Genomic DNA, 23178 nt, shown 5'->3' with positions numbered 1-23178 from the left:
GAAACCTGATTTTCTCTCTCTCCTTTTCCTGGTTAAGTCATTGAGACACTTGATTGAAGGTCTTTATACCTATCAACAAGATTGTTAGATTATAACAAAACTATGACGATTTTGTCCTGTTAAACAACCGCGTTAACCCATTGTCGGGATGTTCCATGGAATGTCCCGACAATGGGTTATCCCTTTTCTTGCAATGCACATAACAACTCTAGACCCAATTCTCGATCTTTATCGCCAACGTGGCCAAGCCCAATATGGTGGTGAAGCCGTCAGTCAGTTAGAACATGCCCTCCAATGCGCCACCCTCGCCGAAGAGAATGGTGAATCACCAGAGCTGATCGCCGCTTGCTTCCTCCATGACCTGGGACATCTGGTGCATCATCTTGGTGACAACCCAGCAGTGCGGGGCGTTGATGATTGCCATGAATATCGTGCAATTCCCGTATTAGAGCCCCTATTTCCAGAAACTGTTACCACACCCATTCGTTTGCACGTAGCCGCCAAACGCTATCTTTGTGCGATAGATGAGAACTATTGGGAAGCACTCTCGCCTGCCTCTAAGCTAAGTTTGAAGCTTCAGGGAGGTATTTTCTCACAGTCGATGGCACAAGCTTTTATTGACCAGCCGAATGCAGAAAGTGCTGTCAAACTGCGTCGCTGGGATGATTTAGCTAAGATTAAAAACCTAAAAACCCCTGACTTAGATCATTTTCAACCTATTCTAACCACTGCGAGTCGGGGACCCGTCGTATGATCCTCATCGCCCAAATCAGCGATCTCCATGTGCAGATGCCGGGCAAACTCGCCTATGGCATCGTAGACACTAATTCCTTAGTTGCCGAGGCCATTGCCCGATTGAGCAGGCTTAATCCTCAACCAGATGTGGTGGTGGCATCAGGCGATCTGATTCAAGACGGCACTGTGGAAGAATATGAGCTGCTAAAAGTCATGCTCGCACCATTGCAGTGTCCCGTGTATTTAATGCCAGGCAATCACGATCATCGCGATCATCTACGACAGGTATTTAATACCCACACCTATCTGCCAAGGGCGAGTTCTCACCTTAGTTATGCTGTCGATAACTATCCCATGCGCCTGATCATGCTCGACAGCATTATCCCAGGAAAAGGTGGGGGCTGTATCGATGCCGAGCGTTTGGCATGGCTAGGGCAACAACTGTCAGCAGCACCTGAAACACCCACCCTCATGTTTATGCACCATCCTCCATTTGCCACTGGCATTCCCTGGATGGATCGCAAACGGTTTCAAGGCCGTGGGGCGCTAGCAGAATTAATTCGCCAACACCCTCAAGTAAAACGCATTAGCTGCGGGCATTTACACCGCACTATCTACTGCCCATGGGCCGGGACGGTGGCCAGCAGCCAGCCTAGCTTAGTCCATCAAAGTGCTATAGATTTTGACCCTGACAGCTCTAGCCAATTTGTGATGGAACCACCCGCCTATCAACTCCATGTATGGACAAAGGAGACGTTAGTTTCCCACACCATGTATGTTAGCGAGTTTGATGGTCCCTATCGGTTTTCCGATGGGAAAAAGGTGGTTGTGGCAGCTTTATAACGATGGATCAACCCTAGGCAATTCACAATCAGTCAGTCTGTATGTTGTACAATCTATAGCCCACACCATAGGCCTGGTAGCTAGCATCAGAGCAAGATTTATGACTGCCCTCAGTGTTAACCTCAACAAGATTGCCCTTGTCCGGAATTCCCGCACCATGGGTATACCCAGTGTCGTGAAGGCGGGGGAAACCTGCATTCAAGCTGGAGCCTATGGCCTCACGGTGCATCCTCGCCCAGATGAGCGTCATATCCGGCGTCACGATGTTTATGACTTGGCGGAGATGCTCAAGGCACATCCGACGATCGAATTTAATATTGAGGGGAATCCTTTAGAAGCTAGGTTCATGGACATTGTGCGGGATGTAAAACCTCATCAGGTGACGTTAGTTCCTGACGATCCCAATCAGTTTACCTCCGACCATGGCTGGGATATTGCCAATCAAGGTGAGACTCTGATCCCGATTATTAAGGAAATTCAAGGGCTAGGGGCGCGGGTTAGCTTGTTTATGGATCCTGACCCAGAGCAAATTCGGCTGATCCCCACATTAGGTTCGATGCAGGGGCCGACGGAGACTCGTATTGAACTCTACACCGAACCCTATGCTACGGCATCCCGCGAAGGAACTGAGGAGGAGTTAGAAACACTGCATACCAGCTATGCGGTGGCGGCAAAAGTGGCCCAGGAATGTAGCCTAGGGGTCAATGCAGGTCATGATTTAAACCTCGAAAACTTGCCTCAGTTTTTGCAGATTCCCAATATCTTAGAGGTGTCCATTGGCCATGCTCTCACAGCGGATGCGTTAATGATGGGTCTGGAGAATGCGGTCAAGGCTTATTTGGATGTCATTGCAGCGGCAAATCAGTAATACATATAAAGATAGTCATGGATGACCCATCTATTGTTCGTCATTTTACTGACACTCCTTGGGAGCCAGCGGTAGGCTATTGTCGAGCGATTCGAGCGGGCAACCAAATTTTTATGTCGGGGACTGCTCCGGTGGATGATCAGGGGAATACCGTTGCTCCAGGAGATGGTTATGCCCAGGCAAAACGGTGTTTTCAGATAATTCAAAAGACGCTCCGGGCTATGGGTGCGGATTTATCGAATATTGTGCGGACCCGCATGTATGTGACAGATATTAGCCGCTGGCAAGAATATGGTCAGGCCCATCAGGAGTTTATGGGGACTTATCCCCCTACGACGGCGATGGTGGAGGTTAGTGCGCTGATTGATCCTGATATGCTGATTGAAATTGAGGTAGAGGCTCTGGTGTTTTGAATTATTCTACGCTAAAAATTCGGGTTGGTTAACGAGTAAAGGGTGAAGGGTGAAGGGTAAGGAGTGACTCTTCACCACTTTAGACTTGTTACACTTTAACAGTCTTACCCAAAATCTGATTCTTGACAGACCACTAGGAGTGCATCAGTGCTTTATTGCTTAAACCCAAGCAGCTAAGACTCTCTCTGCAAACCAGATGCTGCCCATGAGAATCATCAGTACTGAAGCAGCGTAGTTTAGGAAGATGGCTCCTCGACGTTGTTGTAAAAATCGCAATCCGTAGAATGCCAGGACAACAATGGCAATCTGACCTATCTCTACGCCTAGGTTAAAGCTGGCTAGGGATAAGATCAGGTTGCTCTGACTTTGGGTGAGGTCTCTCAGAATATTGGCGAAGCCGAGGCCATGGATCAGCCCAAAGCCGAAGGTAAACCAGGGTCGATGGTTCATAGGTTTATGCCACAGATTTTCTATCGCTATGTAAACGATGGATAGAGCGATCGCACTCTCGACAAAGGCTGTGGGCAAAGTGACAATATCGAGAGCGGCTAAGGTAAGGGTAAGAGAATGGGCAATGGTGAAGGCGGTAACGATTTTTAGGAGTTGAGATAGGCGACCTCCTGGTAAAAGTAGAGCAAGTAAAAATAGGATGTGGTCGTAGCCAGTGAAGATATGTTCTACACCCAGTTTGAGAAAACTAAGAAACTGGTGTTGCCAGGGGATTGTGTCTGCTAGTTCTATTGTGTTGTTTTCGGGGGTAAATACGATATTGCGGGTACGGTTACCTTGAGTAATGGTGGCTAGAGCCTGTTCATGTTCAGGGGGAAATAGATTATATTGAATGGTGAGTTTTTGGAGGGTTGTTGGCCATTCATAGCTTAATAAAAAGGTGCTATGGTTGATTTTGTCTTCAGGCTGCTGAGCTGTTGTTGAGGCGAGGGTGAATTGTCCTGATTCATCTGTTTGATTTTTTAAAGTAATGCCATTGCCTAATTGTTGTTCTAGCTGGGTACGATGCTGTTCAATTTCTGATGATGACAGCGTTTGATTGCCGTCGTCATCAGCAAAACTAAGCAATGCTGTAGGCATTGTCAACGTGATTTGGGCGTTGGTGTCGGTGACAATGATGTCGGCTACGGTGAGGTCGTCCCAGTGGGCTTGGGCGGGTGCGATCGCAACATTCCCCAGCCACACACTAGCCAACAAACCCACAATACCGACCCGTAAAAAGCGAACAAACCGTTTCATTTGGACCTCCTAATAATTTAAGGCATAAAAAAGGCATAAAAAACTATGGGGAGGGCTAATGCAATCCCCTCTTGGGCGGGGTGCCTGAAAAGCGGGGTGGGTTAACCGCAAAGGCTAATCAGCAACCAGCCCCCAAATCTGCTGGTCCCGTTCACCAAAGCTGGGATCAACCATCTGGGCAGCCTCAAAATATTGATTAGCCTTAGACCCATTGCCCAACTGTTGCTCAACCAACCCAGCCCGATAAAAAATCACCGCATTGCGAGTGCCCTGCCCAAGGGTTCTTTGCAACGCTCGTTGAGCATCCTGCCAACGCCCCAACTGCATGAGCACTCGGGCGTAAGTATCTAAGGTGTCTGCATCCTGACGTATTTTTACGTCAGCGTCCATCAGTGCCAAAGCTTCTGGCAGATCAGCCGCATCACCTCGGTCCAATAACAGCTGTGCTAAGGCACGACGATGCCCAAAGGTCTCTAAGTCTTCATGTTGTCTAAACTGTTCTTCGGCTTGTTGCCACAACTGTTGAGCTTTTGCTCGATTACCCTGGAGACTCGCAACTTGAGCCATGCCTTGAAGTGCAACATGGTCCCACACATGGGGATAGTCTTGGGAAGTAAACACCTGAGAGTAGAGCTTTGTCGCAGCTCGGTAATGCCCTTGGCGAGTTTTGAGCTTAGCCATATGGACTAGGGCTAAAGGGTATCGAGGCAAAATGTCTAGGGCTTCTTGGTAGAGTTGTTGAGCAGTTTGATAATCTCCTCGGCTAGCGTAAAAACGCCCCATCAAAGTACGAGTCCAGGCAGAACTCCCTGATTCCTGCGGTTCTTCCGCGTTGAGGGCGGCTTCAAAGTCTTTAATCGCCAATGCATCCTCGCCTAGTGCATAGTGCCCAAGGCCCCGCAGCGTGAGGGAGCCTAGGGTGGGTATTTGCTGCACCAGATTGTCTGCGATGGTCCTGGCTTTAGTGAGATTGCCCTTGCCTAAGTATGCTGTGATCAAGATAGACTGAGCTGGTTCAGAATAGGCTTGGGTGGCAAGCACCTGGTTCGCTATAAGAATAGCGCGGTCGAAGTCGTGCTGAGCTTCAGCGACTTTGGCTTGAACAATTTGAGCCCCTTCGTTGTTAAACGTCAGCTTTTGTAGAGATTGTTGAGCCGCTTGGTCAGCAAGAAGATACCAGTTGGCATCACCAGTGGCACGGGCCAGTTTTAAGTAAGTGCTAGCGAGGGCCGCTTGACTAAGACCGTCTTCTGGAGTTTGGCGGATGCGATTTTTATAGAAGGCAATCTCCTGTTCGAGTTGGCCAGTGATGTCGGTTTGGTCTGGAGGCGAGAAAGAGTAATCGTAGGGGCTGGTGTTGAGGAGAGGTTTGAGTTGATGGACGGTAGTGGCAATCAGGAGGATGCCAATGCCCCACAGCAGCTGTCGACGACGCTGGGTGAAACGAAGATTGAGAGGTAATAACATGGGTTTATGTTGTTGCGTAGGGGCGCATGGCCATGCGCCCTTCTGAATTAGGACATGATTAATCCTCTTTGATGTCCTGCTTGCTATCTTTGCTAGCAAGAGGGACGTTGGGTGCAGCCTAATTAGGCAATGCCAAGTAAGGAAACGTATGCTCTAATGGCTGATGTCCCTGGGCCGGATTTCCAGGAGTGCCTTCATAGGAAACATTGTCGGTCGTGATTGCTCCATTAGATAGAACACTCAGCGTGATATCAATGACATCATCCTCTAACATGCGCCCGCGCACAGGGCTGCCTGCGGCATTTAGATCATTGGCATAGCCACTGGGACCACTGGTGTCGATGCGCATAACGTCGGGCAAGAAGGCTCCTAATAACGCATTAGCACGTTCTTCACTATTGCCTAGGGCCAGCAAGGTTTTCTTAGCTTCACCCACAATGGGGCCAGCAATATCGGCGGCGGGTTGTTCACCTGCTAATGCGGCGGCTTCGAAGTCAGGGCCAACACTATTTAGAGCATTTAGGAAATCGTTGGTAATCACTAACCCTTCGTTAATACCAGGGCGGGCCAGGCGTTCAACTTGGACATAGTTGCCACTGGCATCAGGGGTGGAAATCGTCGTCCAGACATCAAAAACATCGGCACTTGTGGAGCCTCTTAAGACCTTTTTCGGGATACGCACAGCGATAGTATTGACATTGTATCCAGCAGCAAAGTCAACCGCTTCATTGGCACTGCGGAAACCGACAGCAGGGCCAATGCCAGCCGCTCCGGCACGGACACGGAAGAACTGCTCTACATCAAAGAAGAAGGGATCTTCTCGTAATCCGGCAAAAACAGTCAGACGCTCGCCACCTAATTTAACATTGTTAATATTGGGTGAGGAATCGAACAAAGATGTTGTGACAGCTTTCCGAACTCTAGTTTTACCGTCTCTGATAGTCGTGACCGTAACCTCCTGTTCTTGGTTTTCATTGGGAGGACCAAACTCGAAGCGCAGCGTTAGATCCGGTTGACCAGCAACCTTGGCATCTTTATTGGCAACAGAGTCAATATGGAATTCATAGCGAGCATTGGTGCTGAAATAATATTGTTGTCGCGCTAGGGAGCGAGGATTGGTATTCATCATCAGGATGAGATCATCTTCAGATGCATTGGGGTTTTGATCTTTCTCTCTAAATGCATAAACGTCAGTAATGTTGAGGTTACGACCTTTAACATCTACTTCTCCATCATCGTGGTCCGACGCGTTAATTAATGTTGCGGCTCCCCCTAAGGTTAGGGTGGTGGCTAGAAACACTCCGCTGAGTTTTAGCCAGGTTTGGCGCTTAGACAGTTGGCCTAGAGTGTTTTGTAAAGACTTCAGCATGGTTCAATTTCTCCTTTTGGGAAATGAATAGAATGGGGTTTTCGTTAAACCACGGCCAAAGCTGGTGTTTTCTCTACTGAAAACTTACAATTCTGGACGTGGGCAAATTGCACGCATTTCAAAGCAGACCCGGTTGCTAGGGAGCATAGGCCATGACAACATATAAAAATCGTCAATATTGTCGGAGCAGAGGTTTTCTGCCCTATTTGTAAGCGATGATTTTGTGCAATCTGAAAAGGTATACGCCAGGCTTGGCGGATTGGATCTCTCGGTTTCAAAAAAAAGTTGAAATAAATGGCAAAACTGCAATCTAAGGATGAAACCGAACTGATTAGCCGCATGGTGCAAGGAGACCAGGCGGCACTCAGTCAGCTTTATGATCGCTACGCCCGAGTCATGTATTCATTGGCCTTTAAAATACTTGGCTCTGTGGAAGAAGCGGAGGAAGTTGTCCTGGATGTCTTTGCCAAGGCTTGGCGAACGGCTGCCCGATATGATTCCAGTCGCAGCCGTGTGGATTCTTGGTTATTTTTAATGACCCGCAGTCGGTCGTTGGATCGATTACGGCAGCGGCAACGGCAGACTAAGGTCGTCGAAGCGGCTACGAAGACGGTCGAGACGAGTGCTTCTGATAGGCCGGATGACGCTCTGATGATTGCTGAGCGCCGGACAGTCGTGATGCAGGCCTTGGGTGAGCTGCCAGACGAACAGCGCCTAGTGATTGAGTTGGCCTATTACCAGGGCTATAGTCAGTCGGAAATTGCCAAACAAACTGGTCTGGCCTTAGGCACGGTCAAAACGCGGATTCGGTTGGGATTGCGCAAACTAAAACAGGCTTTGGGAACAGGTTAAAAAATATGAGATCCAAGCCGGGATGGCTAGCGTATACCTATATAGCTATCCTCTAATCCTATAGGTTTCAAATGCCGAGTTAGTAGCCGAGTTAGTATAAGAACATGACATCTCCTGAGCGCTATCAAAATGCCGATGCAGCTGCCCTCTATGCCCTTGATGCGCTAGAGGCAGATGAGCGTAGGCAGTTTGAGCAGGCGCTATTGGATAGCGTAGAGCTGGAGCAGGAGGTGCGTGGGTGTGAAGAGGTGGTGGCTAATTTGGCCTATGGTGCCTCACCTGTGCCGATGGCAGCAGATTTAAAAGATCGCTTATTTCAACGGATCGCTCAGCAGTCTATCGGGCCGAGTTCAGATTTAGTGGAGTTGCTAGATTTGCCGATTGCTGAGCTGAAGCACCAGGCGGCTGAGTTAGACTGGGCGTTGATGCCTGGTAACTCGGGGGCAGAAATTGCCATGTGGCGAGTTGATGATTGCGATCGCGAAGTTGCCTTTTTTGTACGCAAAGCCACAGGCGGGTTATTTCCTAACCATGCCCATGCTAGTGGCGAAACGGTGCTGGTGTTGGACGGAGATTTTGTTGTTGACCACCAGGTATATCGGTCAGGGGAATGTGTATCGTCTCCTGGTAATACAAGCCATCAGCCAAAAACGTTGAACGGTTGCCTATTATTCTGTGTGTCTTCCATGGACGATGACATTTTGGAATCTTAAGAATAAAGATTTTTTAAGATGATCAACCCAATTCCGTAGGGGCGAACGGCTATGCGCCCGTCAGCCTATATGCAAGCTCTCAACCCTGCCCAGTTCGTTTTTCATTGTACGTAGTCTTAAGCTTTGAAGCGACAGCAGAGCGCTGTTAGCATTCGTGTCACCACACTAGTTCTTAATTAACCGAGCTAACATGAAGCCATGAACCCTCCTGAGTCCTACTCAAATGCCGATGCAGCCGCCCTCTATGCCCTTGATGCGCTAGAGGCAGACGAGCGTGCCCAGTTTGAGCAGGATTTGTTAGACAGTACAGAGTTAGAGCAGGCAGTTCGTGAGTTTGAAGAGACAGCGGCTACATTGGCCTATGTGGCCAAACCTGTGCCAATGGCAGCGGCTCTAAAGGAGCGCCTATGGCAACGGATCGCTGCTCAGTCTGTGGGAGCGAGCTCAGAATTGCTGCAGCTGTTGGATGTGCCCATTAATCAGCTAAAACAAAAGGCAGCTGAGTTAAGCTGGTCTCTGTTACCTGGTAAGTCAGGTGTGGAAGTGGCCCCCTGGCAAACAGAAGAAGCTTCTCGTGAAGCAGCCTTTTTTGCACGAAAGATTGGCGCTGGTCTGTTTCCGAATCATTATCATGCCAGTGGAGAGACCGTACTGGTACTGGATGGAGACTTTGTAGTAGATGGTCAGGTATACCATCCAGGTGAACAAGTTTCTGCCCCTGGTAAGACTAGCCATCAGCCGAAATCGCTAACAGGTTGTCTGTTATTATGCGTGTCGTCGATGGACGATGACATTTTAGATGTTTAAAGGCTCTCCATGTTTCTCAGGGCCTAAATTCTATTTGAGTATTGCTGAGCAACGCTACACACTCTAAATTGATTTCTATGGCAAGAAAAAACGTTTCCTCTGGTTCTCCAATGGAAAAACCGATAGGATTTTCAAGGGCAGTACGGATTGCTAACCTCATCTCAATCGCAGGAACGGCACCCATTGGGGATGACGGTTCCACAGCTTGTCTTGGGGATGTATATGGTCAAACGTATTGCTGTTTAAGTATTATCCATAAAGCGATTCAAGATGCTGGTGGCAAGTTAAGTGATGTTATTCGGACAAGGGTGATGCTCACAGATATTTCCAGATGGGAGGAAGCCGCTAAGGCCCATGGAGAATTCTTTTCTGAGATTTGTCCTGCTTGTACTTTTGTAGAAGTATCACGGTTTATTAAAGAAGATTGGTTGGTGGAAATCGAAGTAGATTGCGTCGTTACGTGAAAGAGAGATGACTCAATGGATGTTCACCGCCCGCCAACGCTTTATCCCACCCCAAACTCAAGACTGGCATAGCTACATTAAGTTTTCTGGCTTCACCCACATCACTGAAGTTGTCACCCTTGACTATATTCTCTGCCCTGATCTGATCGATGATCTTATGGATGAAGACTGGTCTTACAATGTCCAAGCAGATTGTCGCATTACCTGGTTCACCAATCTCGCTTACCTCCGCCAACGCATTCGCTGGCGTATAGGGCAAGATCAGCTACTGGCTATCCTTGAGCAGCCAACCCACATCCACGCAATACCCCCCAAATTTGAATTCTGTGGTTTTGACATTGTCGATGATGCGGAGGGTAATAGCGTTTTGACCAACTGCGGGCAATTTTCAGATCAAGACGCTGGTTTTATCCCCTCAGATGTTAATCAATTTGGACTGCTGTCAAACCTGGACCATGCAAATGCTGTCGCTGCTCAGCTTCGTTTGTCATTTTCAGATGATCCCCATTGTCGCAACTGTCGCGTTTGGCAAATTGCTCGTGATCTAGAGCCTGATGACTGATGGCCTATTCTATGGAACATCAGCCAACATCCGAAGGGTGTGCCCCTACCATGGCGAAGCCGAACATCGATGGCCAAAAAACAACCCCCATGCTATCTGAATCGAATCGCACGAGGGTTCAGTTTGTCTATAACGATAGCGGTTTTTTCCCTGAACCGTTATGTCTACTCCACCTTACGGACAAGCGCTACGCTTTTAACACTAGACGTGAAATACTAGCAATTTGTCATAAGTTTCACCGTACAAAGTGCTTAGTCTGTATTAGCAACTTACTCAGCGCAGGGCAAAAATGAATCAAGAGTTGAAATTACTCCCATGGTCCGCGCCAGCGCTGGCAATTCCTTGTCTGAACAGTTCGATGAAGTGTCTAGAGATGCTGACGCAGCAGGCGATAGCGCAGTCATCAGAGGCCGAGTAAAACATCGGTTATGTATTTGGCAAAGATTTGACAGACTGCCAGAAAAAAATAGTACGAATGATCTAAAATGATTTAATACATGGTTTTTCAAATTCTGATGGCCATAGCAATGTTTTGATGGTTTAGAGTTGGGATACCCTAGACCACAGCAAATCAATCTGTTTGAGGCAGTATGGCGATAATTGCGCTTAAGGCTTGGTATCTCCAGGATTATGAGCCAATTCGGGATTTAGAAAGGCGACCCCACGATCTGCGGCTGGCAAAGAATAGTCTGCTGAAGTCAGCGCTGCGGGCTGATTTTTTGGATGATATTGCCGATGTGCGCGACGCAGAGTGGTTCCAGCGTTACCTGGAAGGGGATGCGGTGGAGTTTTACATTGAAGGCAGCGGGACCTATGCGATCGCAAATATCGACCTGATCAGCCACGAAATCTACTTTGCCAAGGCCGACTCCCTCGCCAACCTTGATCCCACTATTTTCCTCTGCTACCAGGAGGAATATCCAGAATCCAGCGATTTGCTACAGGCAGCCCTTGAACCCTACGTCGAAAAGTTTAACCGTCGCTCTCGGCTACCCATCAAGCTAGTCGAATCCCACCGGCTCAGCAATGGCCCTGTACGACTAAACAGCAACCTGATGCGCCACATTCGCCGGAGCCTGCTGTTTATTGCCGATGCCACACCAATTTTTGAAGTCGATAGCGATTTGCCCTTACTAGTGCCCAATCCAGCAGTTTGCGTAGAGCTGGGGTATGCCCTATGCAATAAGCGACCTGAGCAATTGATTGTGGCTCAAATGGAGCGGGGAGACTTACCAGGCCAGTTTCCGTTTGATATTGCCGCTCAGCATAAGCTGGAATTTACCAGCAAATCCGCATTACAAAAGGCACTACCTAAAATGCTAGATGCCAAACTACAGCGATTTAACTTGGGGCTTGTTAAAAATTAAGCTCATGGGTTGACCATGGCTATTTTGCCTAACAGGAAATGGGATAACCTCTCCTTTTAGAATTTTGTCGCAGCGCGCAAAATTCTAAACCACTTTGCCAACTGCCCAAATAGGCTGCTAGGGATATCATTGATATTTTTCCGAGGGTTCTAGGGCGGCGGTCCGCCCTAGCCATGGGGGTGTGGGGAACTCGGCGGGACCCCACGCAGCGGGTTTTGCGAGTTACCAACCTCCCAAGATACATCGGTTGAGCATAGGGTAATCGCGATAGGGATTGCTCAGGGCTTTCCTCCCTGAAACCCTCCTGTTCGTGGGGCCTCGACTCCCCACCACCCCCCGAAAGTAGGATGTCGCTCATTGCAACGATTCAGGTTTGGTGGGAGTTACGGTGAGGTCAGGATAAACGTTACTGCATTCAAATCATGAACTTGTTTCTTAACAGCTCCTTGGTGGGTTAAATGTAGAGTCCTATCGTTGCTTGAGCGGACAGTCCTCATGGGGAAAAACGCTGCACAATCAAACAAAATATACTGGGAATCAGCGAAAACCCAAACACAATAGCACTCAGTACCAAGGCTACTGTGACCATAGACCATTTTTCAGACCAGCTGTCAATAATGGCCCTCTGTGGTTCAGTGGGCGTATACAGCACTCCGACAGACTCTCCTTTCTTGTAAGTGGGGGAACCTGTCCACCCCAGTGGAGAAACATCATACAAATCTCCATTAGGTCCCTCAAATTCAACTACAAGCTGGTAGAGCGTATCACCATACTCATCTGTCTTCTCATTGACCTGTGAGACAGTCCCCGTAGTAGGTGACAGGCTATCCAGCCAGCTGACACGATTATTTTGCCAAACAATAGAACCCAGTAAGGCTGCTACAGGTATAACCACCAATGACAAAAAACCAATAGCTGCCCTTTGGAGTTGTTTTTCAGGTTTACTTCCTAGAAAATCAATAGCAAGAGGGTATTTCCACGTCTTTCCCTTACTAGCTTGAATAGCCGCAATAATTGGAAATACAAAGCGCAGCCCCCATAACACCGGCAGTAAAATCGTCCCGACTAACGTAACCAGTAAAACAACGCTGTAAACTGTCGATGAAATCAGCCAATTAATGGCATTACGCGCATGGGGCTCAATTTGAGGGGACTGTTTTTTAGTGGCTTGCCAAATAATAATTGGCACTAAGATATCGATAAAGGGTATAGGAACAACCCAACTCAACAGAAGGGAAAGGTGGAGAAAAATTTCTACTGAAGGAGTTGTTTTTTCCTGACTCATAACGATGGTAAGCCCATGGTATTCATTTACACTTCGACGTCTACAGCATGAAATACATCAATTTTGGATAAAACTTAATATCCATCCAAAAATGAGGAGGCGGGCAATATCTATAAAGCCATCACGGGCAGCATCGGTTAAGGCCGTATTTGGTTTGACCATCACTCCTCAGATACAAGCGTCTGAGTTGACAGCATTGAGTCGACAACCTTCTCGCGTTGAAGGTCATCTAATAGAGAACGGGTCATGCATGTCGAAAAAAGCTTCGTCGCATTGTAGTAAGAATGCAATTTATCTCTCTGCCCTGGCGTCAGCTCAACAGCACAAGGTAACTTTAACTTTTTTATAAATCGAATGATACGTCCTTGCCAATAATTACGCTTGTATTGCCACCACTCTTCAAGGTCAGAAAAGTCTCCACGTTGTTGACGAATAAATTCGAGCCAACCTTTCACCACCTCATAATTTTGAAAATCATCAATTAATAGACCCTGCAAACGCTGAAGAGCATTAATAAATCCCTGAGGTGTTTCAATCTTTTGTTCAAAATCATGATAAAGCTTATAAACACATTCATGAGTTTCCAAAAGCTTTCCATCGATCATACTGGTAGCGAATTCAAAATCGGGCAAGTCAAAATATCTATATACTGCACCTACATTTGTTACACGACCTGTATCTTTAAGAGCATACACAAAATACCAAGCACGGGCATAACTCTCAAGATGGGGTTGATTTGAATCTAGCTGTTGAACAGTAGAAGCTGCTATTTTTTCGACTTCCTCTAAAAATTTTAGTAAAACTGGTTCATCTGAAATAGTCGAATCAATTTTAAACTTAAAGCCACACAGAAAGCCCCATATATATTCATAGGAAAGACATTCAGATATCAATCCTATAACAAATTTCCAACGGGTTTTATCTATATGTTCATAAACCTCCTGATATCTGTTATTCCTGACTAACTCATCAGCCGTAAAAAACTCTTGATACGTTAAATGAGAAAACGTACAAAAATTGTCTGCCCAACGTACTAATAGACCATTAGACTGCTCAATCCCTTGTAATATTAGCCTGCTAGGGACCAAACTTCTTGGCCTATTATAAGCAATCTCATAATAATCCTGAATAGTGCTTTCTACTTCCAGTGTGGGGAAAATTATTTTGCGTTTTAAGAAAAAGTAATTAGCAATTTTGCATAGTATATTTTGGACATCCAATTCACGCAGGGTTTTAAAAGAGCTTCCCCCTTCTTCTAATGACACGTTTTTCCGCGTCATCAGGTCAATACCCTTACGAAAAACTTCAAACCGTCTACGAGGAAGATCCGCTTGACTCTCAAAAACAACACATAACAAATCTAATAAAATAGGTCGTTGAGAAAGTTCTCTAATACCCCTATAAGCTTTTGAACGAAGCTTCTTCAACATTTGATCAGCTAAAGCTATATCCTTTCCAGGTTGTCTAAACCAGTTCTCAACAAATCGCTTAATTTGCGCCTTTTGTAAAGGCGCAATAATAACCTTTTGAAAGCCACCAGAAAAAGGAAATTCACGCCCTAGGCGAGAACTAAATATAAAACGACATCGTTCATAATTCCGCAACAAACGCTCAATCTCGGTCTCTATGCGTTCTCGCTCTGTAGCTGCTATTTCATCGATACCATCCAAGATAAAAACAGCTTGACCAGACTCCAAAATTTCATTGCGTTCAGCAGGAGTACATCCCCAGTGAGAGAATCTTTTTTCGATCCATTCTTGTAGTGTTTCATGTTCAGTGGTTGATGCGAACCAACGTGCCCCAACAAATACTGGAATAACCTCTTGCAAAGCTTCTCTTTGACAACACTTCAAAGTCATCCACTGTAGACACGTTGTCTTACCTGAGCCCGGATCTCCATAAACAAAAATATTATGGTGCCCATTGACAACCTCTTTGATCTTCTTTTTTTTACCTCGCAGTAAATTGATACCCATCCGATCAAAATCTTCTTCTGTCAGGTGCGAACTATCAACAAGGGCATTAGGATCCGCCACTGGTGGATAGTCTGACGGCAGAGAGGTCACCTCAATTAGAGAAAGCTCAATAAAGTCATGATTGAGTCTTCGGTTAAGTTGCTGAGTATTGAGCCTTCGAGTATTAGAAAAAAGATCAGCTTCAACCTTCCGGCGAATCTCACTAATACGGTCCTCAATATTGGAATCGGATAAATTATTACCCTCTATACATGCCTCGTACCAAGGTGGACCAAAGAGGCTACAAACGGCATCTACCTTGTCCGCAAGCCCTCGATGACCATCGATTGTTAGAATACGGCGAATTGTATCATCACTAATCCTAGGCTTATCAGGGTCTAGGATCTCATTGACCGCTTCCCATGTGCCTTTGATATGTCTCCCTGGAAATCTAGATCTTGCCTTTTGTAGAAACTGTTCACGGTATTCTGGCTTGAGCGTAAGGTAAGAGTAGTTGATTGAAGGCATGCGTTTAACTAAAGGCTGAACCCTGAGGAACTGATTATTTTTCCTAAAAATATTTTCAGCTCTTAGGACATTCTAAATTGTGAATTGTCCTACATTTTGAATGTCTTTCCATCCATACAGTCCACTAGTACCATTTTTCTTGAGGTTTACTGCTTATACAGTGAGTCTTTTACTGGTCATATGGATGGAATAAATCCAGGGTTAAACAATAACTACTGGCAATTGCGCAAGATAAAGTGCTTTACTCTTTTAGGTTATGTATGCATGGCTTTTATGTTCCCTATACAGAATTGGTTCATACGTTAAGGACATACGGAAAACTTGAGTAACTTATGCAGTAGTTTTACAGCTATTGAATGGAAAATTGCTCGCAGAGCTATGCTGACACAGCATAATCTTTTTCCTGGAAACCCCAAGGCAAATAGCATGAATGCCTGGATAACCGAGGAACAGAAAGCCATTGCCATTCGGTGTATCAAGAACTTTTACAAGGGTTTAGAGTGGGCTGATGCATTTGGCATCTGTGGTGGATACACAGGCAACAGAAACTTCCACAATGTATTTCAGATCGATGATGATGATATTTTGGGCATTTTTGATAGTCGTAATGCACCAGCCAAGAAATTAGCTGCTGATTATCAGAATCCAGCCAGTCTAGCGGAATTGATAGCGGTTTATAAAAAACGACCAGTCAACATCAAAACCATAATCGTGCTGGAGAAAGAGAATCGGCGTCTAGCCAGTGGCGACACCCAAGGTTACCAGTCCAAGTTCTTAGTTGATGCGCTACTCCCCGCCATTAGGGGCATCCATACCAAATGGACTAAAGAGTATTATGGACAACCATGGCAGAAATCAGTATGGATGCCGTTAGACTATCTGCTACTTGATATGCTACCGTCAAAAACGCTACAAAATAGCAACTTCCTCAAGGAGCTTTACCATCACCCCAGGAAAGTAGATAACTTGCTATTGCACAGCTCATTGCTACAGCTTTTCTATCAATGTGAATCTCCTTTCTCGAAACTGGACAATATGCGTGAAAGCTTTTCCGATTCCTTGGTTTCAGTATAGAAACTAGCAAACATATTACGTAGCATTGCTAGTGCATAGACAAGCTCTGATGTATCAATAACGACAAATACAAAAATTTACAACCGCAGCAACCGCACGTTCAACCGCACGGATATTTTATGGGTCTATCGTATGACCAACGGTAAATGAGTAAATGCTCAATTTACCAACAGTCATCATCAGAGCTAATACCATGAAAGCTGATTTCCAACCATTGAGCTACGGTATGCCTAGCTGTCCTACCTGTGGAAAACATGGACTAGTACTAACTGACAAAAATCACGTCGCATGTATCCTATGCGACTACAAGCGGGATTTGTCAGAAAATATCAACAAGTCTAAGAAAAATGATTCTGATGGCAGCTGGTTTATTTTTCTACTGATCGTCGGCTTTGTTCTCTTTGTTATGATTAGTAGTTTATAGAGTAATAACTCTAATATGCTGAAAATTGTCATGCCCGGTTGTCGGGATTAGTGTTTGGCGAGCGGAGTAGCCGCAGTCAGCGTTTTCCTTAGTGCCTCGTTTCAGTCCCGGTTGTCGGGATTGGTGTTTGGCGAGCATGGCCTAACCCGAGATGACCTTTATGAATTGCCGCGTTTCAGTCCCGGTTGTCGGGATTGGTGTTTGGCGAGCGTCATATGACGGACTTTTGACCACCACTTAAAAAGTTTCAGTCCCGGTTGTCGGGATTGGTGTTTGGCGAGGCCGGGAGAAAAGTATGCGAGCAAAGTAGCTGCAATGTTTCAGTCCCGGTTGTCGGGATTAGTGTTTGGCGAGCATCGAAGGATTGGTGTACTGAGGCATGTTGCTATGTTTCAGTCCCGATTGTCGGGATTAGTGTTTGGCGAGGTTTTTGGTTGGGCGAGCCTTCAGCATTAACGCAAGTTTCAGTCCCGGTTGTCGGGATTAGTGTTTGGCGAGATCTAAATAGTCGTATATCTCGTTTTGATCACTACCGTTTCAGTCCCGATTGTCGGGATTAGTGTGCTGATTCACACAACTTCGGCAGGCAGTCACACCAAACTTCGGGCTCTTGGCGACTTTTGGTGATCGCGCTACCCTAGCCTGAACCATCGCCCCAGAAGACTATCTGTTTGTTAAAATTAGTCGCTTAGCCAATAGGTCTAGCTCTGCCCGTCCAAACATTTGTCGTTTCAGCATTTTTAATCGATTATTTTGGCCTTCAACGGGGCCATTGCTAACCTCTAATGTAACGCCAGCTTTGACCGCATCATAATCTTCGTCCAATCCTTTGGCAAAGCTCTGAAATGCTTTCACTGTAGTATTCTTAGCTTTTTCTAACCAGTTATCTAACTGTGCAGGAAGTCGCTGTCGGACAAGGCTGATAAAGTCCTGAGTGAGCCTTATGAGCTCCAATAGTTCAGATCGTTGACTAAGGCGTTCCAAGAGCGTTTTTTGTTTATCTGTCAACGTGTCCGGTTTCTGGAGAACTAACCAAGCCGCTCGCCGAGCACTTAACGGTTTCTGGGACTTGATGGTGACCTTTGGGGCCGGACCTCGACCAGGCAAGTCCTTTAATGAGTCAGGGTTGGGGCTTAGCTGAGCTTGAGCTGACCGTAGCGTATGGGTATAGCGTGCAAGAGTTTCGTAGGTCCCTGAATAGCCCTTTTCTTGAATTGCCTTAAAGAGCTGTTTGGTGTGCTGACGTCCTTGGTTCCATTGATCGATGAGATATGACTTGTAGGGGTCTAAAATACTCCTGCGTTTTCGGCTGGATGGCTGCCATTCCGGAAACGTCTCATGCGATAGATAGGTATACACCGTACGCTCACCCATCCCTAGATGATAGGCAATATCTTTGACCTTGTATCCTTGCTTCCGTAAGCTGTGGACCTGCTCATAGTTTTCGAGGCGTTCAGCTCGCTTTTGGGCCGTTTTCTGTTGTTGGGCTGTTTGGGGAGTTGAATTCTGTGATGTCGAAACTTCAGACACCGTAGCTCCTTCGGATTGAAGCTGTTCTTGTTCAATCTGTTTGAGGATTTTTGAGTGACTCTTCAGAGCCTTTTCTAGAGTCTCTTCAAGATTGTGTAACAGATGAAAGCGATCTGCCACCTGAATGGCATCGGGAGCTCCCTGAGTCATCCCACGCTTGTACGTCTTGGAACGGTCCCGTGACAAGATTTCAATACCAGGGTGCTCTTCTAACCATGCGGCTAAGGTTTCTGCTGTCCGGTCTGGTAACAAAGCAATGGGATGGTGTGTTTCGAGATCCACCAAGATAGTTCCATAGTGATGACCTTTACGGAACGCAAAATCATCTACGCCCAGACTCCTAGGGGTAATCACCTCGGGTAGCGGCAAGCTGGAGAGAAGGCGCAGAAAGGTATTTCGGCTATAGGCGTAGCCTACTCTGTGACTTAATCTAGCGGCGGCTGACCCAGCCAATTCTAATCCTATGGCGATTAGATGGTCTGTGTAACGAGTCGTACGCCTAGCCCAAGGGGCGACAACACTGGGTATGCGCTCAGTAAAGATCCGTCGCTGACAGGTGTCATTGAGACAGAAAAACTTACACACCTCTAACAAGAGAGTCAGGCTGAACTGAACCAAGGGTAAATCCCTGAGCGTTCGTTGATAACGACTATGAACCCGTCCAGTGGGAGCTTGGCACAATGGGCAATGGGCAATCACCTGAGTGGATTCTACTGTAACGATGAACCGATGGGTTTGGGTATCTAAATCCCAGTGTTTCAGGGCTAAGGCTGATGAGTCAGGGAGTAGATGCTGTAGAAAGTCCATGATGGGATGCACGTGAAGGCCAATCCCTATTTACGGTTTGCCATCCCATTCGGATCACCAAAAGTCGCCAAGAGCCCGAAGTTAGTGTGATTTTGCACTTGCGATGTTTCAGTCCCGATTGTCGGGATTAGTGTTTGGCGAGCATCTGCCATTGCAGCGATTGACCCTCGGTAGCGCATGTTTCAGTCCCGATTGTCGGGATTAGTGTTTGGCGAGCAGGATCAACTCGATTTACGTTGAGTAATCAAAGCTGTTTCAGTCCCGATTGTCGGGATTAGTGTTTGGCGAGGTTTCTTGAATTAATGGCGTACCATCTGGGCTTGCGATGTTTCAGTCCCGATTGTCGGGATTAGTGTTTGGCGAGCATCTGCCATTGCAGCGATTGACCCTCGGTAGCGCATGTTTCAGTCCCGATTGTCGGGATTAGTGTTTGGCGAGGTTCCACCCAACACCTACGAACAAATCAAGCAGATGTTTCAGTCCCGATTGTCGGGATTAGTGTTTGGCGAGCTGGTTAAACGTCTCCTCAGGCAAGCAATCCTTAATGTTTCAGTCCCGATTGTCGGGATTAGTGTTTGGCGAGTCCATGAGTCTCTATGTGGGGGGCGTGTAATTAGCTGCCCAGGTTTCAGTCCCGGTTGTCGGGATTGGTGTTTGGCGAGATCTGCCTTCATCGACATTGAAGGGGAATATGACTTGTTTCAGTCCCGGTTGTCGGGATTGGTGTTTGGCGAGTGCTTAGCTCGACTAGAAATACTGTTAATTCACTGTGTTTCAGTCCCGGTTGTCGGGATTGGTGTTTGGCGAGACGGACGTGATGAAGTATTAGGTGGTGAAATCCTAGGTTTCAGTCCCGGTTGTCGGGATTGGTGTTTGGCGAGCAACGGCCCAATCTTCAAAATCATAGAAAGGTACAGTTTCAGTCCCGGTTGTCGGGATTGGTGTTTGGCGAGTTCGACTGCTCCGTGTGTCTGAGGTTGGTGTTTTTAAGGGTTTCAGTCCCGGTTGTCGGGATTGGTGTTTGGCGAGAGCGAGTGCCTCGTGAAATCGCTCGTCCCATGATGGAGTTTCAGTCCCGGTTGTCGGGATTGGTGTTTGGCGAGTCTATGGCGCACACTCCCCCTGAGCGATCGCGCCGTTTCAGTCCCGGTTGTCGGGATTGGTGTTTGGCGAGGGGACCTCAACTGATTCAAGGGACAAGAGGCATCAGTTTCAGTCCCGGTTGTCGGGATTAGTGTTTGGCGAGCGCCACACGCCCGCCTCACTTCAGTCCTTTATCTCTTGTTTCAGTCCCGGTTGTCGGGATTGGTGTTTGGCGAGTTGAGAAAGCCCGCATTGAAGAGATCGATAGGGCTGTTTCAGTCCCGGTTGTCGGGATTGGTGTTTGGCGAGTGAGCAACATCAACGGATTTATGACGTTGGCAGCCCTTTAGGTTTCAGTCCCGGTTGTCGGGATTGGTGTTTGGCGAGGTGGGGAAACCATTCAAACTCTACGAGATTATTTAGTTTCAGTCCCGGTTGTCGGGATTGGTGTTTGGCGAGTTGGACAAGCGGAAACTGACGGTGAGGCTGTACCCGTTTCAGTCCCGGTTGTCGGGATTGGTGTTTGGCGAGCTGCGTTCTTTTGGGAGCGAACCGGCTTAGGCTTGCGTTTCAGTCCCGGTTGTCGGGATTGGTGTTTGGCGAGTCGAAGGGACAGCTATTTTTTCTATTTGTCGTCCGCGTTTCAGTCCCGGTTGTCGGGATTGGTGTTTGGCGAGCATAGGCTTCGATGGCTTCATCTACATTTTGTAAGCGTTTCAGTCCCGGTTGTCGGGATTGGTGTTTGGCGAGGCACTACTGTTATCGACGTAAGGCATTTATCAACTGTTTCAGTCCCGGTTGTCGGGATTGGTGTTTGGCGAGACTCATTGCGGTACTGTAATCCATCGTGAATTCATTGTTTCAGTCCCGGTTGTCGGGATTGGTGTTTGGCGAGAACAAGACCCTCCAATGAGGCTAGTTGTCCCATGATGTTTCAGTCCCGGTTGTCGGGATTGGTGTTTGGCGAGATCACAACAAGACCCTCCAATGAGGCTAGTTGTCCCATGATGTTTCAGTCCCGGTTGTCGGGATTGGTGTTTGGCGAGCGGAAAGGCCATATTTAACAGACTCCCTTCCCCCAGTTTCAGTCCCGGTTGTCGGGATTGGTGTTTGGCGAGTAGTTAGCCAAGAAGATACCGGAATTAACAGGAAAGGTTTCAGTCCCGGTTGTCGGGATTGGTGTTTGGCGAGCAACACCCCCCCCTCCCCCTCAGGCTTGAGGGGGAGGTTTCAGTCCCGGTTGTCGGGATTGGTGTTTGGCGAGGATATGGCAGAGTGTACTGGAAGTTTACATTGGTAGTTTCAGTCCCGGTTGTCGGGATTGGTGTTTGGCGAGTTCTTCTTTGGGCCAGTTCTATTTCCAGTCATCTAATGTTTCAGTCCCGGTTGTCGGGATTGGTGTTTGGCGAGTCTTCATTTACTGTTGGCTGCCTGTAGTTAATCGTGTTTCAGTCCCGGTTGTCGGGATTGGTGTTTGGCGAGCTAATTTATTGATTAATTCAACAGCCTTGGAGTCGCGTTTCAGTCCCGGTTGTCGGGATTGGTGTTTGGCGAGGTGAGGGAACCCCTGCTGCAATCTGCGCTTCGAAGTTTCAGTCCCGGTTGTCGGGATTGGTGTTTGGCGAGTCAGTAGGCAGCATCGTTCCATATTTCGCCAGGATGTTTCAGTCCCGGTTGTCGGGATTGGTGTTTGGCGAGAACGGGGACCATCGCGCCGTCGCCAGGACCTTTTTCGTTTCAGTCCCGGTTGTCGGGATTGGTGTTTGGCGAGGGGGGAACCCTCGTTCCTGGTCTGTCATCTCAAGCGTTTCAGTCCCGGTTGTCGGGATTGGTGTTTGGCGAGCTTTCAAGGGGATTTATAAAGTTGGTATTTATCTCAGTTTCAGTCCCGGTTGTCGGGATTGGTGTTTGGCGAGGTATCAAGCTACAAGAGGCTGCACTTGGTTGGAGTCGTTTCAGTCCCGGTTGTCGGGATTGGTGTTTGGCGAGATCAACATCCGACAAGCGGTCTAGAACTTTGGCATAGTTTCAGTCCCGGTTGTCGGGATTGGTGTTTGGCGAGTCCGTAGGCCCAAATGCTTATCAGATGAGGTTTCTACCGGTAATTTTGGCAAAGGTCAAAACCAAGCAATAGATTTATCTGATTGCGATCGCAACCCATCCATCTAAGAAACCTAAAACTATTCAATTATCAAGGTTCTAGCCATTTGGCAAACCCCAAGAGATTTTGCCCTCACTTCAGTTTGCCAAAAAATCATTAAATCAGGTATAGCCATTTAGAAAAACTTAGTATCCTTGAGCTTATCAAGCAACCTCCTTTAAGGTTTCAGGTATTTGTCAGGATCATAGTTAGCAAGCTTCACCGCATCATTTCTAGTTAGCGAGCCTGACCACATCTTTTTTAGAAAGTTGGTAGCCTATAGGCGTACCTCTTTGTATTAGCCTGCCGTCATGTTTTTCCCATTTTGTAAACCCCATGCATCTGAAAACTGCACCAATAGTGATTACGCCAATTTCTATGCCAATTGCCAAAAGATGAAGCTTCATTGGCTAAAGACCAGCCGTAACCGGCTACAGGTGCAGCTAGCGGCTATCAATGCAGCCATTGGCGAGCTTGAAAGCCAAATCCCAGCGGATAGCGAACCCTCTACCGAGTCAGCGGCTTAGGTTTCAATTCCCCGTAGGTTGGGTTATCCAAACTCCTGAACCCTTGCACCCATCAAAACCTTTCATTAACCCAACCTACATCTCACATGCTGCACATCATCCCAAAATCTCCATATC

The 23178-nt window shown here is 47.2% G+C and carries 18 protein-coding genes and 2 CRISPR repeat arrays; of the genes, 12 read left to right on the top strand and 6 right to left on the bottom strand.

Annotation, left to right across the window (positions count from 1 at the left end; genetic code table 11):
* The first annotated feature begins 193 nt into the window (after nt 1–193).
* From U2F10_RS31530 to U2F10_RS31515, 4 genes are all read left to right on the top strand, one after another.
* Nucleotides 194–754, top strand: coding sequence for a phosphonate degradation HD-domain oxygenase (locus U2F10_RS31530; protein ID WP_499874277.1), 561 nt, complete (start codon nt 194–196; stop codon nt 752–754).
* Complete coding sequence (locus U2F10_RS31525) at nt 751–1578, top strand: phosphodiesterase (RefSeq protein ID WP_499874276.1); 828 nt, start codon at nt 751–753, stop codon at nt 1576–1578. Before U2F10_RS31530 ends, U2F10_RS31525 begins: the two co-directional genes overlap by 4 nt.
* 100 nt (nt 1579–1678) lie before the next feature.
* Nucleotides 1679–2446, top strand: a complete 768-nt coding sequence (locus U2F10_RS31520; RefSeq protein ID WP_499874275.1) for a pyridoxine 5'-phosphate synthase — start codon at nt 1679–1681, stop codon at nt 2444–2446.
* Nucleotides 2447–2463: 17 nt separating this feature from the next.
* Nucleotides 2464–2859, top strand: coding sequence for a RidA family protein (locus U2F10_RS31515; RefSeq protein WP_499874274.1), 396 nt, complete (start codon nt 2464–2466; stop codon nt 2857–2859).
* A 159-nt stretch (nt 2860–3018) separates the two neighbouring features.
* Here U2F10_RS31515 and U2F10_RS31510 read toward each other — a convergent pair whose 3' ends face one another.
* From U2F10_RS31510 to U2F10_RS31500, 3 genes are all read right to left on the bottom strand, one after another.
* Nucleotides 3019–4107 carry a HupE/UreJ family protein gene (locus U2F10_RS31510; protein ID WP_499874272.1) on the bottom strand — a complete coding sequence of 363 codons (1089 nt, stop codon included), beginning with the start codon at nt 4105–4107 and terminating at the stop codon, nt 3019–3021.
* 114 nt (nt 4108–4221) lie between these two features.
* Nucleotides 4222–5574 carry a tetratricopeptide repeat protein gene (locus U2F10_RS31505; protein ID WP_499874271.1) on the bottom strand — a complete coding sequence of 451 codons (1353 nt, stop codon included), beginning with the start codon at nt 5572–5574 and terminating at the stop codon, nt 4222–4224.
* Nucleotides 5575–5692: 118 nt separating this feature from the next.
* Nucleotides 5693–6943, bottom strand: coding sequence for a DUF4331 domain-containing protein (locus tag U2F10_RS31500; protein WP_490793767.1), 1251 nt, complete (start codon nt 6941–6943; stop codon nt 5693–5695).
* Between the two features lie 294 nt (nt 6944–7237).
* Between U2F10_RS31500 and U2F10_RS31495 the strand changes: the two genes are divergently transcribed.
* The 6 genes from U2F10_RS31495 to U2F10_RS31470 all read left to right on the top strand — a co-directional run bounded on the left by U2F10_RS31495 (nt 7238) and on the right by U2F10_RS31470 (nt 11708).
* Nucleotides 7238–7795 carry a sigma-70 family RNA polymerase sigma factor gene (locus U2F10_RS31495; protein WP_490793768.1) on the top strand — a complete coding sequence of 186 codons (558 nt, stop codon included), beginning with the start codon at nt 7238–7240 and terminating at the stop codon, nt 7793–7795.
* 104 nt (nt 7796–7899) lie between these two features.
* Nucleotides 7900–8508, top strand: a complete 609-nt coding sequence (locus tag U2F10_RS31490; protein WP_499874269.1) for a cupin domain-containing protein — start codon at nt 7900–7902, stop codon at nt 8506–8508.
* Between the two features lie 198 nt (nt 8509–8706).
* The gene (locus U2F10_RS31485; protein ID WP_499874268.1) at nt 8707–9315 is read left to right on the top strand and encodes a cupin domain-containing protein; all 609 of its coding nucleotides are present in this window, start codon (nt 8707–8709) and stop codon (nt 9313–9315) included.
* A gap of 110 nt (nt 9316–9425) precedes the next feature.
* Nucleotides 9426–9779: a RidA family protein gene (locus U2F10_RS31480; RefSeq protein ID WP_499060854.1), complete on the top strand. Its 354-nt coding sequence runs from the start codon at nt 9426–9428 to the stop codon at nt 9777–9779.
* 7 nt (nt 9780–9786) lie between these two features.
* Complete coding sequence (locus U2F10_RS31475; RefSeq protein ID WP_499874266.1) at nt 9787–10341, top strand: hypothetical protein; 555 nt, start codon at nt 9787–9789, stop codon at nt 10339–10341.
* Between the two features lie 590 nt (nt 10342–10931).
* A complete protein-coding gene (locus U2F10_RS31470) occupies nt 10932–11708 on the top strand; it encodes a hypothetical protein (protein ID WP_163670094.1) in 777 nt (258 codons plus the stop codon).
* A gap of 493 nt (nt 11709–12201) precedes the next feature.
* Here the strand turns inward: U2F10_RS31470 and U2F10_RS31465 are convergent, their stop codons facing one another.
* Nucleotides 12202–12993: a magnetosome magnetite crystal formation protein family gene (locus U2F10_RS31465; protein WP_499874265.1), complete on the bottom strand. Its 792-nt coding sequence runs from the start codon at nt 12991–12993 to the stop codon at nt 12202–12204.
* Between the two features lie 161 nt (nt 12994–13154).
* A complete protein-coding gene (locus tag U2F10_RS31460) occupies nt 13155–15476 on the bottom strand; it encodes an NACHT domain-containing protein (RefSeq protein WP_499874264.1) in 2322 nt (773 codons plus the stop codon).
* Between the two features lie 426 nt (nt 15477–15902).
* On the opposite strand from U2F10_RS31460, the gene U2F10_RS31455 reads away from it, so the two are divergent.
* Nucleotides 15903–16550, top strand: a complete 648-nt coding sequence (locus U2F10_RS31455; RefSeq protein ID WP_499874262.1) for a hypothetical protein — start codon at nt 15903–15905, stop codon at nt 16548–16550.
* A gap of 449 nt (nt 16551–16999) precedes the next feature.
* Nucleotides 17000–17472: a CRISPR direct-repeat array (repeat unit 37 nt; unit sequence GTTTCAGTCCCGGTTGTCGGGATTGGTGTTTGGCGAG).
* Nucleotides 17473–17637: 165 nt separating this feature from the next.
* Here U2F10_RS31455 and U2F10_RS31450 read toward each other — a convergent pair.
* A complete protein-coding gene (locus U2F10_RS31450) occupies nt 17638–19311 on the bottom strand; it encodes an ISL3 family transposase (protein ID WP_499874261.1) in 1674 nt (557 codons plus the stop codon).
* 105 nt (nt 19312–19416) lie between these two features.
* Nucleotides 19417–22456: direct repeats of the CRISPR family, unit length 37 nt; unit sequence GTTTCAGTCCCGGTTGTCGGGATTGGTGTTTGGCGAG.
* Nucleotides 22457–22845: 389 nt separating this feature from the next.
* Here U2F10_RS31450 and U2F10_RS31445 point away from each other — a divergent pair.
* Nucleotides 22846–23061 carry a hypothetical protein gene (locus tag U2F10_RS31445; protein ID WP_163696623.1) on the top strand — a complete coding sequence of 72 codons (216 nt, stop codon included), beginning with the start codon at nt 22846–22848 and terminating at the stop codon, nt 23059–23061.
* The last annotated feature ends 117 nt before the right edge of the window (nt 23062–23178 follow it).

This window comes from Leptothoe sp. EHU-05/26/07-4 (assembly GCF_043421015.1).
GTDB lineage: Bacteria > Cyanobacteriota > Cyanobacteriia > Phormidesmidales > Phormidesmidaceae > Leptothoe > Leptothoe turfae.
This window is presented reverse-complemented; position numbering and strand designations above follow the sequence as displayed.

What these genes read in the sequence shown, in the direction of transcription:
- U2F10_RS31465 (WP_499874265.1), bottom strand. Translation starts at nt 12,993, where the DNA reads ATGAGTCAGGAAAAAACAACTCCTTCAGTAGAAATTTTTCTCCACCTT.
- U2F10_RS31505 (WP_499874271.1), bottom strand. Translation starts at nt 5,574, where the DNA reads ATGTTATTACCTCTCAATCTTCGTTTCACCCAGCGTCGTCGACAGCTG.
- U2F10_RS31455 (WP_499874262.1), top strand. Translation starts at nt 15,903, where the DNA reads ATGAATGCCTGGATAACCGAGGAACAGAAAGCCATTGCCATTCGGTGT.
- U2F10_RS31450 (WP_499874261.1), bottom strand. Translation starts at nt 19,311, where the DNA reads ATGGACTTTCTACAGCATCTACTCCCTGACTCATCAGCCTTAGCCCTG.
- U2F10_RS31530 (WP_499874277.1), top strand. Translation starts at nt 194, where the DNA reads ATGCACATAACAACTCTAGACCCAATTCTCGATCTTTATCGCCAACGT.
- U2F10_RS31515 (WP_499874274.1), top strand. Translation starts at nt 2,464, where the DNA reads ATGGATGACCCATCTATTGTTCGTCATTTTACTGACACTCCTTGGGAG.
- U2F10_RS31460 (WP_499874264.1), bottom strand. Translation starts at nt 15,476, where the DNA reads ATGCCTTCAATCAACTACTCTTACCTTACGCTCAAGCCAGAATACCGT.
- U2F10_RS31495 (WP_490793768.1), top strand. Translation starts at nt 7,238, where the DNA reads ATGGCAAAACTGCAATCTAAGGATGAAACCGAACTGATTAGCCGCATG.
- U2F10_RS31520 (WP_499874275.1), top strand. Translation starts at nt 1,679, where the DNA reads ATGACTGCCCTCAGTGTTAACCTCAACAAGATTGCCCTTGTCCGGAAT.
- U2F10_RS31470 (WP_163670094.1), top strand. Translation starts at nt 10,932, where the DNA reads ATGGCGATAATTGCGCTTAAGGCTTGGTATCTCCAGGATTATGAGCCA.
- U2F10_RS31510 (WP_499874272.1), bottom strand. Translation starts at nt 4,107, where the DNA reads ATGAAACGGTTTGTTCGCTTTTTACGGGTCGGTATTGTGGGTTTGTTG.
- U2F10_RS31445 (WP_163696623.1), top strand. Translation starts at nt 22,846, where the DNA reads ATGTTTTTCCCATTTTGTAAACCCCATGCATCTGAAAACTGCACCAAT.
- U2F10_RS31500 (WP_490793767.1), bottom strand. Translation starts at nt 6,943, where the DNA reads ATGCTGAAGTCTTTACAAAACACTCTAGGCCAACTGTCTAAGCGCCAA.
- U2F10_RS31480 (WP_499060854.1), top strand. Translation starts at nt 9,426, where the DNA reads ATGGAAAAACCGATAGGATTTTCAAGGGCAGTACGGATTGCTAACCTC.
- U2F10_RS31475 (WP_499874266.1), top strand. Translation starts at nt 9,787, where the DNA reads ATGACTCAATGGATGTTCACCGCCCGCCAACGCTTTATCCCACCCCAA.
- U2F10_RS31525 (WP_499874276.1), top strand. Translation starts at nt 751, where the DNA reads ATGATCCTCATCGCCCAAATCAGCGATCTCCATGTGCAGATGCCGGGC.
- U2F10_RS31490 (WP_499874269.1), top strand. Translation starts at nt 7,900, where the DNA reads ATGACATCTCCTGAGCGCTATCAAAATGCCGATGCAGCTGCCCTCTAT.
- U2F10_RS31485 (WP_499874268.1), top strand. Translation starts at nt 8,707, where the DNA reads ATGAACCCTCCTGAGTCCTACTCAAATGCCGATGCAGCCGCCCTCTAT.